At 41.6% G+C, this 14,969-nt stretch carries 15 protein-coding genes; 10 read left to right on the forward strand and 5 right to left on the reverse strand.

Going from position 1 to position 14,969, the window contains the following annotated elements; all coding sequences use genetic code 11:
* Positions 1 to 124: 124 nt before the first annotated feature.
* Positions 125 to 862 carry a metal ABC transporter ATP-binding protein gene (locus H6F44_RS19645; protein ID WP_190352722.1) on the reverse strand — a complete coding sequence of 246 codons (738 nt, stop codon included), beginning with the start codon at positions 860 to 862 and terminating at the stop codon, positions 125 to 127.
* 75 nt (positions 863 to 937) lie between these two features.
* Between H6F44_RS19645 and H6F44_RS19650 the strand changes: the two genes are divergently transcribed.
* From H6F44_RS19650 to H6F44_RS19685, 8 genes are all read left to right on the forward strand, one after another.
* Positions 938 to 1,228, forward strand: a complete 291-nt coding sequence (locus H6F44_RS19650; RefSeq protein WP_199302205.1) for a hypothetical protein — start codon at positions 938 to 940, stop codon at positions 1,226 to 1,228.
* A gap of 162 nt (positions 1,229 to 1,390) precedes the next feature.
* Positions 1,391 to 2,353 (forward strand): CobW family GTP-binding protein, encoded by a 963-nt coding sequence (locus H6F44_RS19655; protein ID WP_190352723.1) that lies wholly within the window; start codon positions 1,391 to 1,393, stop codon positions 2,351 to 2,353.
* Between the two features lie 112 nt (positions 2,354 to 2,465).
* Positions 2,466 to 4,475 carry a S9 family peptidase gene (locus H6F44_RS19660; protein ID WP_242016669.1) on the forward strand — a complete coding sequence of 670 codons (2,010 nt, stop codon included), beginning with the start codon at positions 2,466 to 2,468 and terminating at the stop codon, positions 4,473 to 4,475.
* 373 nt (positions 4,476 to 4,848) lie between these two features.
* On the forward strand, positions 4,849 to 5,595 hold the full coding sequence (locus tag H6F44_RS19665) for a phycocyanobilin:ferredoxin oxidoreductase (RefSeq protein ID WP_190352724.1): 747 nt from the start codon (positions 4,849 to 4,851) through the stop codon (positions 5,593 to 5,595).
* Positions 5,596 to 6,118: 523 nt separating this feature from the next.
* Complete coding sequence (locus tag H6F44_RS19670) at positions 6,119 to 7,468, forward strand: MATE family efflux transporter (protein WP_190352725.1); 1,350 nt, start codon at positions 6,119 to 6,121, stop codon at positions 7,466 to 7,468.
* Positions 7,465 to 8,421 (forward strand): aldo/keto reductase family protein, encoded by a 957-nt coding sequence (locus H6F44_RS19675; protein ID WP_190352726.1) that lies wholly within the window; start codon positions 7,465 to 7,467, stop codon positions 8,419 to 8,421. Before H6F44_RS19670 ends, H6F44_RS19675 begins: the two co-directional genes overlap by 4 nt.
* Positions 8,422 to 8,561: 140 nt before the next feature.
* Positions 8,562 to 9,782 carry an AAA family ATPase gene (locus H6F44_RS19680; protein ID WP_190352727.1) on the forward strand — a complete coding sequence of 407 codons (1,221 nt, stop codon included), beginning with the start codon at positions 8,562 to 8,564 and terminating at the stop codon, positions 9,780 to 9,782.
* On the forward strand, positions 9,776 to 10,396 hold the full coding sequence (locus H6F44_RS19685; RefSeq protein ID WP_190352728.1) for a DUF4276 family protein: 621 nt from the start codon (positions 9,776 to 9,778) through the stop codon (positions 10,394 to 10,396). Before H6F44_RS19680 ends, H6F44_RS19685 begins: the two co-directional genes overlap by 7 nt.
* Positions 10,397 to 10,441: 45 nt before the next feature.
* Here the strand turns inward: H6F44_RS19685 and H6F44_RS19690 are convergent, their stop codons facing one another.
* From H6F44_RS19690 to H6F44_RS19700, 3 genes are all read right to left on the reverse strand, one after another.
* A complete protein-coding gene (locus tag H6F44_RS19690; protein ID WP_190352730.1) occupies positions 10,442 to 11,041 on the reverse strand; it encodes a histidine phosphatase family protein in 600 nt (199 codons plus the stop codon).
* 3 nt (positions 11,042 to 11,044) lie between these two features.
* Complete coding sequence (locus H6F44_RS19695) at positions 11,045 to 12,022, reverse strand: hypothetical protein (protein ID WP_190352732.1); 978 nt, start codon at positions 12,020 to 12,022, stop codon at positions 11,045 to 11,047.
* 110 nt (positions 12,023 to 12,132) lie between these two features.
* Entirely contained in the window at positions 12,133 to 13,218 is a 1,086-nt protein-coding gene (locus tag H6F44_RS19700; protein WP_190352734.1) for a DegT/DnrJ/EryC1/StrS family aminotransferase, read from the reverse strand.
* Positions 13,219 to 13,369: 151 nt separating this feature from the next.
* On the opposite strand from H6F44_RS19700, the gene H6F44_RS19705 reads away from it, so the two are divergent.
* Together H6F44_RS19705 and H6F44_RS23645 are read left to right on the forward strand one after the other, a co-directional pair.
* Entirely contained in the window at positions 13,370 to 13,786 is a 417-nt protein-coding gene (locus H6F44_RS19705; protein WP_190352736.1) for an ester cyclase, read from the forward strand.
* A gap of 2 nt (positions 13,787 to 13,788) precedes the next feature.
* Positions 13,789 to 13,923 carry a hypothetical protein gene (locus H6F44_RS23645; protein ID WP_277874142.1) on the forward strand — a complete coding sequence of 45 codons (135 nt, stop codon included), beginning with the start codon at positions 13,789 to 13,791 and terminating at the stop codon, positions 13,921 to 13,923.
* Between the two features lie 180 nt (positions 13,924 to 14,103).
* Here the strand turns inward: H6F44_RS23645 and H6F44_RS19710 are convergent, their stop codons facing one another.
* Complete coding sequence (locus tag H6F44_RS19710) at positions 14,104 to 14,856, reverse strand: acyltransferase family protein (protein WP_190352738.1); 753 nt, start codon at positions 14,854 to 14,856, stop codon at positions 14,104 to 14,106.
* Positions 14,857 to 14,969 lie beyond the last annotated feature (113 nt).

The raw sequence follows: 14,969 nt of genomic DNA on the forward strand, positions 1-14,969 counted from the left end.
GCTTGATCGTCTAACAGTTCAGTTAGGGGAAACTTGATCATGTTTATGTCTGTTGTTGCGTCAAAACTTTTTTCCTATTTTACCATTTCACCTATTTACCCACATGAGCGAATTTTTATTCCGATTAGGTAAGTTCCTTCTGCATCAAAATCACGCTGTCGCCATAGGCGCGTTTAATATTCTGCGAAGTAATCACAGTATCGCGATCGCCATCGGCAATTAGTTCTTTATTCATTAGCAATAGGCGATCGTAATTATCTAAATTGGAACCAAGATCGTGAGTGATTACTAACAGAATTTTGCTTTGGGATTTTAATTCGGCAAAGACATCAAAAATTACTGCCTCCGTTTTCTTATCGACACCCACAAACGGCTCATCGAAAAATAGTAATTCTGCTTCTTGGGCGATCGCCCTTGCTAGAAATACTCTCTGTTGTTGACCGCCCGATAGTTCGCCAATTTGGCGATCGCGTAGTTCCCATATGCCGACACGCTGAAGCGCCGATTTGACTATGCTCTCGCAGTGACAGCCAGATTTTTTGATCCAGCCTAGCCAATTACGATGACGGGTACGCGCCATCATTACCGCGCCCCAAACCGTCACAGGAAAATCCCAATCCACCTGCGATCGCTGTGGCACATAGGCGACCGTGCGAAGTTGTCGATGTAAAGATCGCGATCGATAGCGCATATGACCGCTAGAAGCAGGAACTAAACCGAGAATCGCTTTGAAAACCGTACTTTTGCCAGCGCCATTGGGACCAATCACCGCCACCATCTGCCCAGAAGCGATCGCAAAGCTGACATCCTCCACCGCATTGACATCGTGATAGCTGACCGCTAAATGCTCGACTTCCAGCATATTTTTTGACTTGCAATTAATTTAAGCATTATTTGATAATGATTATCATTATTAGCATATAATCAAATCAACTTAGTGCGATATTTTCGTCCCATGCCCGTAAATCTTTTCCCAAAAAAACCTACTGTTAGTGCCGAACAATCGCAGCAGATCAAGGATTGGCTGAATGAGATCTTGCAGATCGATCATCAAACGGTTATTTCTCTTAGTCAATTGCAATGCCAAGATTCTGGTTGCCCACCCATTCAGACGGCGATCGCGATTATGACTAGTCCTCATCGTGTCATTCGCATTCATAAGCCAATTCCTGATATTACCTATGCCGATCTCGTACAGGCGATCAGTAACTACAGCACCTTGCGCTGATTTAAAACCCAGAAGGATTTTTACATACGGCGCTAAGCGGCGCTTTCAAAAGCCCTTCTGTAATACTTGAAGCTCAATTAGGTTGTAGCTAGGAATGCTTTCTTTAGCGCGTTAATTTCCTCTCAAATTTTATTCAATCTTTACTAAACCCCTCAAAAATCTATGGACACCAACACACAAATTCCCGTCACAGTTTTAACAGGCTATCTTGGGGCAGGCAAAACCACATTACTTAATCGCATTCTTACCCATGAACATGGCAAAAAAGTTGCGGTGATTGTCAATGAGTTTGGCGAGGTGGGTATCGATCATAAATTAGTGGTCAATGCCGATGAAGAGATCTTTGAAATGAATAACGGTTGCATTTGCTGCACTGTGCGCGGTGACTTGATTAGGATTATTACCAACCTGATGCGCCGCCGTGACAAGTTCGATCATTTAGTGATTGAAACTACGGGACTCGCCGATCCTGCTCCCGTGATTCAAACCTTCTTTGTCGATGAAGATGTCAACGCCAAAACGAAGCTAGATGCAGTGGTGACAGTGGTTGATGCTAAACACATTTCCCAACATTGGGAAGCGGAAGAAGCACAGGAGCAAATTGCCTTTGCTGATATTATTCTGCTAAATAAGACCGATCTGGTGAGTGAAGCAGCGCTATTAGATCTAGAACAACGCATTAAATCTATGAACTTGATGTGTAAAATCTATCGCACCCAGAATTCTGAGATTGAAATGGATGCAGTTTTGGGGGTTGGGGCATTTGAGCTAGATCGCGCTTTGCAGATTGACCCTGAATTTCTCGGCGAAGATGCCCATGAACATGACGAAACCGTAACATCTCTTGCCATTGTGGAATCAGGTGAACTCTATTTACCGAAGGTCAATGCTTGGATTGGCGAACTCCTCAGAGAACAGGGAGCGGATATTTTTAGGATGAAAGGAATCCTCAATATCAAAGGAATTGATGAACGCTTTGTATTTCAGGGTGTGCATATGTTGTTTGATGGCACGCGCGATCGCCTTTGGCATCCTAACGAACACCGCCAAAATGAACTAGTATTCATCGGGCGCAACCTTGATGCAGCTAAATTAAAATCTGATTTTCTTGCCTGTATGTATTAACTGTATGTATTAAGTTGTCATGCCGCGATCGCCGAGTCTAGTTTAGAGCGGTTTTCACTTTGCCTATGGCAAAATAAAAACTCAGACCCCTGACTAGGAAAATTTTTTTGGAATGAAAAAACTAACAGCAAAATCGCTATCTTTGATATTAAGCATGGTGGCGATCGCCACTAGCCAAGCACCTTGGGAGGCGATCGCCCAAAGTTCTAACCCTACTTATCAAGGGCTAGGACGTGACAGCCTTGATGCTGAAACCCTCAAGCGCTATGCACCACCTGCTTTACCCGCCAATGTCACCCGCCCCATTGAGGCAATTTTGGATGTGCGATCGCCAGGTATGGGCATGGTTACGCCCGATGGCAAGCAAATGTTTTTTAGTTGGGGAGTGACGGGAACATCGCAGGTATGGCGACTGGATGGAGCGCAAAGATTTCCTGTGCAGGTGACAGGGGGGCAAGATGCCACTACGATTGCGGGGATGACTGTCGATGGCAAATATTTGCTCCTATCCCGCGATCGGCAAGGAGAAGAGAATCCAGGATTATATTTACAATCAACTAAGGGAGGGGAATTAGAAGTAATTCAACATATCAAAGGGGTAAGGACAGCCCTGCAATATGTTGATAATGACGGACGCACGATTTACTTCAGCGCCAATGACATTAAACCTGATGCAAATATTATCTATCGCTACGATCTGCAAACCAAACAGAAGGTGCAAATCTCTGGTGGTGATGGTCTTTGGTGGATTGCCGATGTATTTGTGAATCCTGACACGGGCAAGCGCCAAAAGTTTCTTTTCGGCAAGGCTACGGGCAGTTTAGCAAGGGAATATTATGAATACGATGTCAGTACGCGCACCACTAAGCCCTTAATCGGTCAGGGCGAGCAGCAAGAATACAGCATTCAATATGGCAAGACTGCCGATGAATATTTAGTACTAACGCCTAAATTTGGTGAATTTCGCCGTCTTTATCGCTATCAAAATCAACAGTTTACACCGATTACCCCTGAGATCGCGGCTGATGTCGATAGTTTCGATATTGACGATCAAAGGCAAAGGATTCTCTATGCCATTAATGATGGGGGCTATACCCGTTTACAGGCGATCGCTGCCAATGATTTCAGTGCGATCAAGCTCCCTGAATTTGCCAATGCCGATCATGTGTATGCAGGTTCCACTACCCGCAATGGTAGATTTACTACTATCGGTGTAGAAAGTGCCAAGGCTCCGAGGTTGAGCTATGTTTACGATTGGCAAACCCAAAAATTAACTCAATGGGTATTGCCGAGTACACCCGAAATTGACACCTCTCGCTTTGTGGCAGCAGAGCTAGAATCATACAAGGCTAAGGATGGCACTGACATACCCATGTTTGTCTATCGATCGCCTGCTTGTACTAATAATTCTCAAAATCCATTAGCCAAACCCTGCCCTGTGGTGGTGCATTTTCATGGTGGTCCCGAAGGGCAGAGCGTGCCAGGATTCAATCGCTATGCCCAGCTATTTGTGAATGCAGGGTTTGTGTTTGTGGAGCCGAATGTGCGCGGTAGTGATGGCTATGGCAAAACATGGCTGAATGCTGACAATGGACGCGATCGCCTCAAGGTGATTGGCGATATCGAAGATGCGGCACTGCATATTCGCCGCAACTGGCAAGTTAATGGCATTGAGCCGAAGGTGGGCGTTACGGGTGGCAGCTATGGTGGCTATGCCACCTTGATAGCAATGTCCAAGTTTGCAGGTAGTTACGATGCAGGGGTGTCTAATGTAGGGATGAGCAATTTGGTCACTTTTTTAAATAATACGGCTCCCTATCGGCGCATTTTGCGAATTAGTGAATATGGCGATCCTGTGAAAGATCGGCAAGCGCTGCTAGAACTATCGCCCATCACCTACAGCGATCGCATCAAAGCGCCCTTACTGATCATCCAAGGCGCAAATGATCCCCGTGTGCCTGTGGGTGAAGCGGTGCAAATGCAAAAGCTATTGGAACAAAAAAACATTCCTTCGCAATTAGTAATTTTTGCCGATGAGGGACATGGCTCTAGCAAGCGCAGTAATCAAGTGTTGCAAATTGGCTATACCCTCGATTTCTTTAAGAAGCACTTGCTTAACTAGGGCTTCCTTATGTTTTTGCTTGCCCATAGGAATCTCAGCATATTGCGGCTTTAGCTCTAATTGCATAAAAGTTGAGTAGCGTGTGTTAGCGGAGCGTAACACACAAGTAATCAGTATGAGAAAGGTTTGAGTGCGTTAATGCAATGTAACGCACCCTACCAAACTGCACATATTTTGCACGACGAATAAGGCATCGTGAAAGCATAAATATTTTTACAAGCCCTTCCCAGTCTAAAAATAGACATTACACAATTCATATACTTAGTGGTCTTCCGTGCTGCTAGCTTTAGGTGGAAAGGGATTAAATCAAAATGAAGCGGGCATAATCCATTATATTTTAACCCAAATTTCTAATAATTTTAATAAAAATGCTATGACTAAATCTATGCCAACATCGCTGCGATCGCAACAGTACCCACTAATCCATGATTTAGCTAACTGTATTGAAACTGTTTGGCGCGAAAATTTACACCTATCACCATATCTAGTGCCAGAAGACTTGGGCTATGTGGAAGGGGCATTAGAAGGTGAGCGCCTGATTATTGAAAATTATTGTTACCAAACAACTCAATTTCGGAAACTGCACCTAGAACTTGCGCGGGTGGGCAATGGGCTGGACATTCTGCACTGCGTGATGTTTCCCAAACCTGAATATGCTATTCCCATTTTTGGAGCCGACTTGGTGAGTGGGCGTGGCAGCATTAGTGCGGCGATCGCGGATTTGTCACCCGTGCACCCTGAACGCGCTTTACCGCGCAGTTATTACAATGCCCTTTCTAGTTTACCTGCGATCCATTTTGAACAACCCCGTGAGTTGCCGCAGTGGGGTGATATTTTTTCAGATTTTTGCTTATTTGTGCGACCGATCGGCGATCGTGAAGAAGCGGCATTTTTGCAAAGAGTGCGCGAATATTTGACATTGCATTGTCAACTAGCAGTGGCAACCACACCTTTGACCACATCCCTAGAGATCGAGCAAATTTTGGCTGGTCAGCGCTATTACTGCGAGAAGCAACAGCAAAATGATAAAACAAGGCGTGTTCTTGAAAAGTCCTTTGGGACAGAATGGACAGAGCGCTATATGACCACCATGCTTTTTGACTACAACAGCACCTTGTGATGAGTTGCTGTGTTTGAGTTTTGCTCTTGCCTAAGGCAAGTTAAAAGTTAAAAGTAAAGTTATTGGTAAATTATTAGTGAGTCGCTCACCATAATTAAAGCCTAAAATCCAGAAGCCATCCTGCACTCTATGCAGTCAGGATGGCTTTCTAGGTTTTTAGTGTACTTATGTCTAGCTAATTATTTCTCAAGGGAATGGTATTGCTAAGTACTGCCATTCCTTTTTTGCTTTAACATTAAGAAATGAGAGCAAATGCAAAGTTATCACAACAATTGTCGACTAAGTATAGAACTAGAGAAACCTAGTCCTATCCAATACAGCACATTGTGATTCTCATTTTTGGTTTTCCAATTCACTATAATAAATTATGAATTTATTGAAATTGGTGGTATTGGCAATTTTAATACAGTCACAAAATTAATATATAACAAATATAACAAAGTAAAAAATAGAGGAAATCCTATTCATATTGATAGGCTGAACTTAAGCTAAACTAAAGTATATAAATTAGGAGGCTTTGACATTGCTGCAACCCGAATTTTTATATCGCTTTCTCAAAGTTGCTGCTGTCAATGTGGTATCGAATATCACCATACCGCTATCAGGGGCTATTAGCGTAGCTTTCTTAGGGCATTTGTCAAATATTAGCTATTTAGCAGGTGTGGCGCTAGGAGCGATTATCTTTGACTTTCTTTATGAGAGTTGCTCCTTTATTAAGTCTGGCACAACCGCGATTACCTCTCAAGCCGTTGGACGCGATGACCGCGAAGCGATATTACTGGCAGGACTGCAAAATGCTTTAATTGCTCTAGGCTTAGGGCTGCTGTTTCTGCTGTTGCAATACCCTTTAGGCAAGATCGGTTTTATGTTGCTGAACGCGGCTCCCGATGTCCAACTTGCAGGAATTAGTTATTTCAATAGTCGGATTTGGGGTGCGCCTGCGGCTTTTCTCAACTTAGTCTTAATTGGCTGGCTGTTAGGACAGGAACAAAACCGTAAAGTTCTTTTACTAACTATTATTGGCAATGTTGCGAATATTGTCCTAAATTACCTTTATATAGTTCTTTGGAACTGGTCAAGCATGGGGGCTGGGCTTTCTCAAGCGATTAGTCAATATATAACCCTATTCGTAGCGCTGGTGATGATTGGGCGGCAGGTTTCTTTTACAGAAATCGCAAGTTTAACAGGGAAAATCCTGAATTGGTCAGCACTGAAGGCGGCTTTTATGTTGAATGGCAATCTATCAGTTCGCTCCATTGTGATCGTATGTATATTCATTCTTTTTAATGCTTTTAGCGCCACATTGGGAACTGAAGTTCTGGCGGAAAATGTTTTATTGTTGCAAATGGTGGCGCTCAGTATGTATATGTGTGATGGCGTGGAATATGCTACGGCGACTTTTATTGGTCAATTTCAGGGTCAGGGAGCAAAGGATAAATTTGTTCCACTTTTGCAGATTGCTTTAGGCACTAATTTGGTAATTGGTGTGATGGTTGGGCTGGTTGCTGTTGTTGGGGTTGATCCCCTATTCCATCTATTCACAAGTCATGGTGAATTAATTGAAACTGCTAAAGTTTATATTGATTGGATACCGCTTGTGGTTGTGAGCGCAGGATGTGCTTATATTCTTGATGGATATTTTGCGGGTTTGAGTGAGGGCGCGGCTGTCCGCAATACTTACTTGAGCAGTGGTTTTCTGGGGATTACTTCTCTATGTTTAGCAACCTTTTATTTTCATAGCAATCATTTTTTATGGTTTGCTTTATCTCTGTTTATGATATCTTGCACGTTAATTTTGGGATTGCAGATCCCGATGACTTTACAATCAAAGAATGAAGCAAATGAAGAAAAAGAGGCAGTTGTGAATCTATGAAATACCGAAAATTGGGTAATAGCGCATTGTTGGTTTCAGAAATTAGTCTTGGTTCTTGGGGTGTTAATGAGGGTGTAGAAAGGAAAAATGCCGAGGCTTGTATTCATAAAGCCTTTGATGTGGGGATTAATTTCATTGATACTTCTAATTCCTATGCGGCGGGTGGTGCGGAGTCATTTCTAGGAGAAGTTTTACAAGGAATTGAGCGATCGCATTATCTGCTCGCCACCAAAGTTTTTTTCCCGATGTCACCGACTGATAAAGGCTTATCCGCACATCAGATCCGCAAACAAATTGATGCTTCCTTAAGTCGATTGCGTACCGATTATGTCGATCTCTATCAATGCCATCGCTATGATCCAGACACACCCTTAGAGGAAACGATGCTGGCACTCACGGAGGTAGTGCGTCAGGGCAAAGCGCGTTACATTGGCTTTAGTGAATGGAGTCCCGCACAAATTCAAGCAGCCTTTAGTTTTGCTGATACGGAACACTTTGTTTCTAGTCAACCACAGTATTCGATGCTATGGCGCAATCCTGAAGCGGAAGTATTTCCCCTATGTGCTGCTAATGGGATTGGTCAAATTGTTTGGTCGCCTTTAGCTCAAGGTGTCTTGACTGGTAAATATCAGCCTCAACAAGCTCCACCAAAGGATTCGCGGGCAGCCAACGCTCAGATGAATTGGTATTTGCTAGAGGAGTTATTTAGCGATCGCATTCTCGATGCAGTGCAGCAACTAAAACCGATCGCCCAAGAAGTAGGAGTGAGTATGTCCCAGTTAGCTTTGGCTTGGGTACTACGTTCTGAGTATGTAGTTTCCGCGATTATCGGTGCTAGTCGTCCTGAACAAATTGTCGATAATGCGGCTGCGTCAGGAATAAAACTAAGCGATGAGGTATTGGCAGCAATTGATCGAATTTTAGGCTCGGTCATTCGTTGTTCCAACCTCTAAAAGACTAGGATTTAGCGAGAGACATCAAGAGGCAGCTATGCTAGGAGCAATATATAAAACCATGACTATTTTTAGGTTTAGTATGGACAAATATTTATAAAAAAATCAAAGATAAGTAATTAAAGTAAGAGATAAAACATATGAATGGATCAAGATTTATTCATCAATTAAAGATTCAAAATTTTCTTTCGTATGGGAGTAACGAAGAGATAATTGATCTACAACCGCTTAATGTAATTATTGGAACTAATGCTTCTGGAAAGTCTAACTTACTTGAAATAATTGGGTTTCTCCAAGCATCACCGAAAGACTTAATGAAACCAATTCGTGATGGCGGAGGTGCTAGGGAATGGTTTTGGAAAGGTAGCAAAGACATTTCTCCTGTAGCAAAAATCGAAGCTCTAATCAATTATCCTGATGGCACAATGCCACTGCGTCATCGAATTGAATTTGCCCTTGTCGCTGAGCGCCTAGAGATTATTGATGAAGCAATCGAAAACAAAAACAAAAACTATCCTAACGAAAAAGATGTTCATTTCTACTATCGTTATCAACACGGAAATCCGACAATTAATACGAGAATGTCTAAGGAGATTCGCCCCTCCAGCAAGAAACTATCAGAATATCGAAACTTAATGAGAGAGTCCTTAAAGCTAGATCAATCTATACTTTCTCAGCGTAAAGATCCCGATCTTTATCCAGAATTAACCTATGTAGCTAATCAATTTTCTGAGATAAAGCTCTATCGCGAGTGGAACTTTGGTAGGTATACGGCAGCGAGAATACCGCAGAAAGTAGATTTGCCAGAAGATTTCCTTTTAGAAGATGCCAGTAACTTAGGTTTAATTCTTAATAATTTGCAACACCGTATCGGCATGAGTCAAATAACTCAAAAGATGCAGGAGTTTTATGCCTTAGTGGAAGATATTACAACAAAAATATCTGGCGGTACGGTTCAAATTTTTCTCCATGAAAGAGGCTTAAGGCAACCAATACCAGCAACCCGTTTATCTGATGGGACATTGCGTTACCTGTGTTTACTTTCAATACTTTTAGATCCTACTCCACCACCTCTAATTTGCCTTGAAGAACCAGAGTTAGGCTTACATCCTGATATCTTACCAACACTTGCTAATTTATTAATTGAAGCATCGCAACGTACTCAATTAATTGTAACTACACACTCTGATGTACTAATTTCAGCATTTAGTGAAGTGCCTGAAGCCGTATTGGTTTGCGAACGTGATGAAACAGGGAGTCATTTGAACAGAGTAAATCCTAATAACGTAAAAAGTCTATTAGAAGAATATACACTTGGTGAATTGTGGCGTATGGGTGAATTGGGAGGAAATCGATGGTAACTAATATTAAAATTTATATGGAAGGTGGTGGGAAGGACAAAAATGGTAAAGCGATGCTTAGAGAAGGAATGACCAAATTTCTAGAAAAAGCAACAGCTAGTTCTTCTGGCAGATTTCAAGTTACTTGCTGTGGCAGTAGAAATGAAACATTGAATATGTTTAGAACAGCGCTCGAAAGACCAAACGAAAATCCTGATTATATTTTTTTGCTAGTCGACTCAGAAGCCTTTGTTAAAGATGCTGATGACGGGATCAAAAGACCCAAACAACATTTGCAAACTCGCGATCCTTCTTGGGATATGCAAAGTATGAATGAACAGCAAATCCATCTCATGGTTCAAGTCATGGAAAGCTGGTTCGTTGCCGATCCTGAAACTCTAGCTAATTTCTATGGACAAAATTTCAATCGTAACGCTATCCCGAAAAATAATGAAGTCGAAAAAATTGAGAAATTAAAAATAGAAACGGCTTTAGTGGAATCGACAAAAAATACGACAAAAGGCAAGTATCATAAAATTCAGCATGGAGCTAAAATTCTGGCGATTATCAATCCCAACATTGTTCGTGGTAAAGCATTATACTGCGATCGCTTTTTAAAAGCTATTGATATTTAAAATCATCGTTTCCAGATGACTCACATCATTCCAGACGACAAGACTCTAGCGTTCGTTTGCATATTCAAAGGCGCAAAAGTTGGCATTATCTAGTTTGAACCGCCAAGTATTTCCCGATCGCAGATCGAGTACCATTTCAAAAAATCCCATGAGGACACAACCATGAGTCACCACCACTACGGTTTCATCACCTGTTTCAGCAAGGTTTTCATGAAGGTTTTCATTTGAGTGCCTTTCAGCGATCGCATTCAGCATACGAAAACCTCTATCTCTGCACTGGTCTAAGCTTTCACCTTCGGGAATGATATATTCATCACCAATCTGTTCGTAGTCTTGTCGTTCTTGGGGAAATTTTTCGTGCATTTCAGAGACGGTTAATCCTTGAAATATTCCCATATTCCATTCTCGCAATTCTGGATCAAAAATGATTTTCTTGGCACATATTTCCGCAATGATATTGGTGGTTTGCACTGCACGTCCCAAGTCACTGCTATAAAGGCTAGTGAATTTTAGACGATGTAGGCGATTGCCAATAGCCCTAGACTGTTGGATACCTTTTGGGGTCAAGGGACTATCTAATTGTCCCATTGCCCTATGCTGTACATTCCACTCAGTTTCACCATGACGCACAATAACTAGTTTCACGAATCACCAATGGTATTTAACTAAATATTCTAATCCTAATCGTGAAGAAAACATCAGATTGCAAGATTCTTTCTCTTTGGGTAAGAGTCCATGTTCTAGGAGTTTCTCAGCTTCAGTCTTATTACTAATCCGAACTAAAGAAGAATGTTCTTCCCAATTCCCTGATTGCCCTGATTCAAAATGGCGATCGCCTATTTCCGTTTCTACCACAAAGACTAAATCAACTTCTCCCGTGATGGGATGACCAGATATACCGATAAAACGAGTATTAGTCTCATTTAAAGTCATAGAAATTTTCATTTCTTCCCACAACTCCTGTTGAGCATCTTGATAAAAATTGATGTTTTGAGATATAGCAGAAAATGTCGCCCATCCGCCCACAAAGTTGAGAACTCCTGTATAGTCCGATGCATTCAAGCGCCTACCAATATAGACATTTCCATCCGTAGTCAAAGGAATCACCGCGACTCCAATCCCCCTAGCAAAATAGGCATAGGGATCTTGGTAATTTGTCAAGCCTCGCAGCATTAACTTTAGTGATTCTAGAGAACTTCGCGTTATGTCTAGACGACATTGAGGGTAGCTAGTCGGAGCAACTTCTAGGGTGAAGGTGTCTTGACTACGCTCCCAAAAGCCAGCCACTCCTGCCCCCGACCAGCGCACTTTGCGATCGTCATAACTTCCCGATGTGGTGCGATCGCTTAGCAAACCACTCTGAATCTGAGGATTAATCACGGTTTCTAAGTAAGCCTGAAACTGGGTGTTAAGTGGCTCATCATTGAGATGTTGAGAGCCATGTCCTTCTCGCACCTGAATTTTGGTGACACCCGCCACCTGATCGGGACTAATTAAATGCAGAAAATCACGACCAGAAGCGATCGCCTCGGATAATAAGTTCCCTTGGGTTAGATCGGCTAAAGCCGTAATTACTTTTTGGCGGTAGTGCAGATAGTCGGCGGTTTGAGAAAGCGGTAATTCCATTTGTAATCACTCATAATTAGGACTTACGCAAAAATGCCTTGAATGTTTGATTTTATCGTAAGGGCAATTCATGAATTACCCTTACATTTCATCTTTTTGAGTAATTCCTACTATTGATAGAACCGATGAATTTCCATAATCACTAAATCTAGTTCTTGTTCAGTCAGACTGTAGGAAGATGGTAACGAAATACCCCGCTCATAGGCTGATGTACTAACGGAATAGTCCATACGCGGATCACCCCAGCCTTCGTAGCAAGGTTGCAGATGCAGAGGACAGAAAAATAGTCGGGTTTGAATTCCCTGTTTCGCTAAATAGTCCGCTAGTTCATGGCGATTTTCAGCATAAAAGGAAGTAAACCAATGCACGGGTTTACAGCGCGGATCGATGAAAAGAGGTTTTAACTGGGGTATATCAGCTAACCTTGACATATAAGCTTCATGGATTTGCTGTTTGCGCTCAATGATGGCAGTTAGCTTTCTTACCTGAGCAACACCAACGGCTGCTTGCATTTCTGTCATTGCGAAATTAAAGCCAATCTGTTCATGGATAAAAGTGCCACGCCGCGATCGCCCATGATTCTTGAGCCGCCGACAGGTTGCCGCGATCGCCTCATTGTCGGTCAAAATAACCCCACCTTCACCGCAGGTAATCGTTTTGTTGCCATAGAAGGAAATCGCCCCCGCGTCTCCATAATAACCAACATGGCGATCGTGAAACTGCACACCGATCGCCTGTGCTGCATCTTCAATCACCTTCAAATCAAAGCGCTTTGCAAATTCAAGCACCGCATCCATATCGGCACTCTGACCATACAAATGCACAGGCATAATCGCTTTGGTCTTGTCATTGACCATAGTTACTGCTGCCTCAACATCAATGCAGAGCGTATCGGCTCTAACTGGACAGAAAACAGGTTTTGCGTCTGCCATAATTACGGCATTCGAGGAAGCCACAAAGGTCATATCAGGGACAATTACCTCATCCCCATGTCCAATATGCAAAGCCTTGAGGATGCAGTACAAAGCCACCGTACCATTGAAGACTGCAATTGCGTGTTCCGCCCCCGTTACTGCCTTCAGACTAGACTCAAACTGTTCCGTTACTTTATTCTCAGTCAAGTAGGTGGAGTCCATCACCCGCTTAACTTCCTGCCATTCACTATCATCAATCCAAGGTTGAATTTGAGGGATCATGCTAATATTTATTCTTGTTTGCTTCTGTTTATTTTCGCGATTTATTTTTTGAGATTTATTTTTTGCTTTGTATCGCAACTTTTTTGTGCTGCGATTGTTATTAATTTAAGCTACCCTAGTCTATCAACATCTAGCATCACAAGAATACAAAATGTCTCAGTATCCTACTAACAAAGAAATTCTCACATATTTTTTTGATATTTATAACAACAAAAATTACGAAGATCTCCATGATTATTTTGCGGCAGATTACTATGATCATGGATTGCCTCAAGTCAGAAGTGTTGAAGATGCGATCGCCATCCTAAAACTAACCCACACAGCCTTTCCTGACATTCAAGTAGTGATTAATGACCTCATTGAAGAGGGCGAGAAAATTGCCTTTCGCGGTTACTTTACAGCCACTCATCTAGGTGAATTTGTGGGAATTCCTGCTAGTGGAGCAAGAATTGAATTTGAAGCCTTAGAAATTTTCAAGTTTGAAGACCATAAAGTTACAGAATCATGGGGATACTGGCCAATGCCACAGATCCTTGAGCAAATTAAACAGCATATAGATCAAAACTAAATATGGAAAGTGTCACGAATTTCATCGTAAACTCGTTTTTGAATCTCCAGCGCCAGCACATCATAGGCATCCGTAAGTACGATGATGGCATTGTCGGCAATATTCAGTATCAGCAGCTAAAAATTCGTGAACCTTGAAGATCTTTGAGAGCCATCCTAAGCGTAGACTGTAAGTTTCAATAATCCGTAAGTTTCCTCGCAGTGATGAATATAGTGGTTGGACAAGTGGACTATTGGCATCATCGCATAAAGTAATGAAAACAAGCTCTTCAGACATTTGTGTCAATTTATCCAAATTTATCTCTCCGAATTTCACAATTAGTTTAAATAATACTGTTTAATCTTAGGTTGCATGACAAGCTCCAGAAAACTAGACAATAATATAGTGATACAAAGCCAAATCAATAAACCCAGCGAGAAACTAAAACCCGTCCCCTGCCAAGGAAAGTATTTGTGCATTAGTATAGCGATCGGCATATGTAATAGATAGAAGGCATAGGAAATACGCCCCATAAAAGTTACTTTTTTCAAGATATTGACAGATGTTTCGTATTTAATCAAGATTATTGCCGTTATAGTAAATAAGGAGGCTACTAACGATTGTGGATCTTGTAAAACAGAGCCATTCGCAATCAACCAAATTATATGAAAAATAGGAATCAGAAAACAGATTAGCCGCAAATAAATAAAACCATCAAAATAGCGCTGTGTAATTTCACAGATTATTAATATGCAGATTGGCAAAATTGTTAAGTCAGAGAAATTGACAAAGCTAGCAAATGAATTGTTAAATCCTAGTCCTATTAAAATTGATTTACCTGTTAAGAAATGATTTGTAGCATGAAATAATAAAATATAACTAATAAGAGGACAGGATAATTCCATCTGACTAGAGGGTTTTACTTTCCATGCTAATAATAATCCGCTCAACCAAAAAATCCATCCAGAGGCATAACCAGCAATAAATTGAGGAAATGATGGAAAAAACCAACCAATAGTACTAATTAAAATTGACAGTACTAAAAATACAAACATTTTTGGTTTTAATCGCCAAACTACGATAAAAGCCAAGTAATATAAAACCAGAAGTGTTGAACGATAGAAAATAATCAGAAAAAAGCGCTCCTAATTTGTTAAACTAGAAGCCATAAATTAAAAAAATAATATCTATGATGTTATCCAAC

It is taken from the genome of Pseudanabaena cinerea FACHB-1277, from assembly GCF_014696345.1.
Lineage (GTDB): Bacteria > Cyanobacteriota > Cyanobacteriia > Pseudanabaenales > Pseudanabaenaceae > Pseudanabaena > Pseudanabaena cinerea.

Bases quoted from the DNA above. Each gene is read 5' to 3' on its own strand.
- H6F44_RS19660 (WP_242016669.1), top strand. From the start codon at position 2,466: ATGAAAAAACTAACAGCAAAATCGCTATCTTTGATATTAAGCATGGTG.
- H6F44_RS19665 (WP_190352724.1), top strand. From the start codon at position 4,849: ATGACTAAATCTATGCCAACATCGCTGCGATCGCAACAGTACCCACTA.
- H6F44_RS19695 (WP_190352732.1), bottom strand. From the start codon at position 12,022: ATGGAATTACCGCTTTCTCAAACCGCCGACTATCTGCACTACCGCCAA.
- H6F44_RS19700 (WP_190352734.1), bottom strand. From the start codon at position 13,218: ATGATCCCTCAAATTCAACCTTGGATTGATGATAGTGAATGGCAGGAA.
- H6F44_RS19685 (WP_190352728.1), top strand. From the start codon at position 9,776: ATGGTAACTAATATTAAAATTTATATGGAAGGTGGTGGGAAGGACAAA.
- H6F44_RS23645 (WP_277874142.1), top strand. From the start codon at position 13,789: ATGGAAAGTGTCACGAATTTCATCGTAAACTCGTTTTTGAATCTCCAG.
- H6F44_RS19645 (WP_190352722.1), bottom strand. From the start codon at position 862: ATGCTGGAAGTCGAGCATTTAGCGGTCAGCTATCACGATGTCAATGCG.
- H6F44_RS19705 (WP_190352736.1), top strand. From the start codon at position 13,370: ATGTCTCAGTATCCTACTAACAAAGAAATTCTCACATATTTTTTTGAT.
- H6F44_RS19675 (WP_190352726.1), top strand. From the start codon at position 7,465: ATGAAATACCGAAAATTGGGTAATAGCGCATTGTTGGTTTCAGAAATT.
- H6F44_RS19655 (WP_190352723.1), top strand. From the start codon at position 1,391: ATGGACACCAACACACAAATTCCCGTCACAGTTTTAACAGGCTATCTT.
- H6F44_RS19680 (WP_190352727.1), top strand. From the start codon at position 8,562: ATGAATGGATCAAGATTTATTCATCAATTAAAGATTCAAAATTTTCTT.